This is a genomic window from Luteibacter sp. 22Crub2.1, assembly GCF_900167995.1.
Taxonomy (GTDB): Bacteria; Pseudomonadota; Gammaproteobacteria; order Xanthomonadales; family Rhodanobacteraceae; genus Luteibacter; species Luteibacter mycovicinus.
Map to the genome: position 1 here is coordinate 1 of NZ_FUYT01000034.1, position 1,519 is coordinate 1,519.

General features: G+C 54.7%; 2 protein-coding genes. Both read left to right on the top strand.

The window, feature by feature from the left end; all coding sequences use genetic code 11:
• Nucleotides 1-780 (top strand): hypothetical protein (locus tag B5X73_RS21155; RefSeq protein ID WP_176167914.1); only part of this gene is annotated, 780 nt, incomplete at its 5' end.
• Between the two features lie 525 nt (nt 781-1,305).
• On the top strand, nt 1,306-1,428 hold the full coding sequence (locus B5X73_RS20490) for a LysM peptidoglycan-binding domain-containing protein (protein WP_176167915.1): 123 nt from the start codon (nt 1,306-1,308) through the stop codon (nt 1,426-1,428).
• The last annotated feature ends 91 nt before the right edge of the window (nt 1,429-1,519 follow it).

Genomic DNA, 1,519 nt, shown 5'->3' on the forward strand with positions numbered 1-1,519 from the left:
GTGACCCGCTGGCTGACCAATCCGCAGCAGTCGTTGGCAAACACCAAGGCGCTGGTGGACGGGTTCACGCAGGAGTACCGGAAGGATCTGGCGGCTGGCGACTTTGCCAAGCTGAGCGGTCGTGTGGTGTTTGGCGGACTGACCGTGGCCACACCGTTTGTGGCCGCGAAGTTTGGTGACGCGAGCGCGCTGGCGAAAGCGGCGGATGAGGCGGCCGCTTCGGCGCGGGCGGCGGAGGAGGCTGCTGCGGCGAATCGTAGCACCGCGCTCGGGGACTCGAACGTTCCACATGACGTTGGCGATGCATCGGTCGGACGCCGTGCCAAGGTTCCCGTTCAGATGTACGATGTGATGACACACGGAGAGAGTAAGGCGGGTGCTGTTGTTGGTGACGAGCTCACTGGGGATCACATTCCTTCTTATGCCGCAATTCGCCAAAACGTCGAAGCGGTTTTGGGTAGAGAGTTGACTGCTGACGAGGCGGTCTCGCTGCGGGATAACACGAACACAGTGATTATTGCGAAGGACTTGCATGCAGCTGGCCGCACCTATTTTGGTGCTAATACACAAGCACAAATCGCGAGGGATTCCTTCGATCTCACCGGGGCTGCGGTGAAAGATCAGGCGGTTCATCTTGAGAATGCGGCCGGGCTTAAGTACAGTCCGGAAAAATTGCAAAATTCATTTGGACGGTTGAATCAGGCAAATCAAAAGCTGTTCAATCAACTTTCCAGCGAGCAATCGATAGTTGATTTCTTTACGAGGCATGGAGTGTACTAATGGCTGACGTAGTCGCTGCGGTTGGGAAGATGAGTGGCGCTAGTGAAATCACGGCGTTGCTAAATTCCATAGCGCCAAGCCGAGTCCTTGAAGATCCTCCGTTTCGTCGATATGTTGGCTCCCCTCAAGAAGGTGTCGATCTTCTCTTTGAAAACGACCGCTTGATTTCTCTGCAGATATATACGCAGGTAACGCGAACATTTTCTGCGTATTCAAAAGACTTGCCTTTTGGCCTCCAGGGTCTAATGAGTCAAGTCGAAGTACACGAGTTACTGGGCTTGCCGGTGGACTCAAGTGATCTATCAAGCAGGTACGAACTCCCAGAGAGTGGAATCAGGATCGTCGTAACGTACGATGAGTTAAACGCTATGCGCCTACTTAGTGTTGGTGTTTTGCGTTAGTTTCAGGCTAGTGATTGCGTAGAGTCGATGATGCTTTTTGTTCGAGCATGCGCCCGCTTGATGTGAGTATTTTGGTGCTAAAAATCGGTATCTGCCGCCACGATGTTCCCCGACCTTGGGCTGCGTGGTGCAGACTGGCGATACGCTCAAGTCGATCGCGCAGTCGGTCTACGGAAATGCGAGCCTCTGGTACGTCATCGCTCAGGCCAATGCGATCAGTGGGGATGCCGAGCTGGCGGTCGGCTAGGATCTGACGATCCCGGAAGTGCAGACGAACCAGAACGACGCAACAACGTACAAGCCGTACAACAGCACGGAGATCGCGGGGAGCACGACGC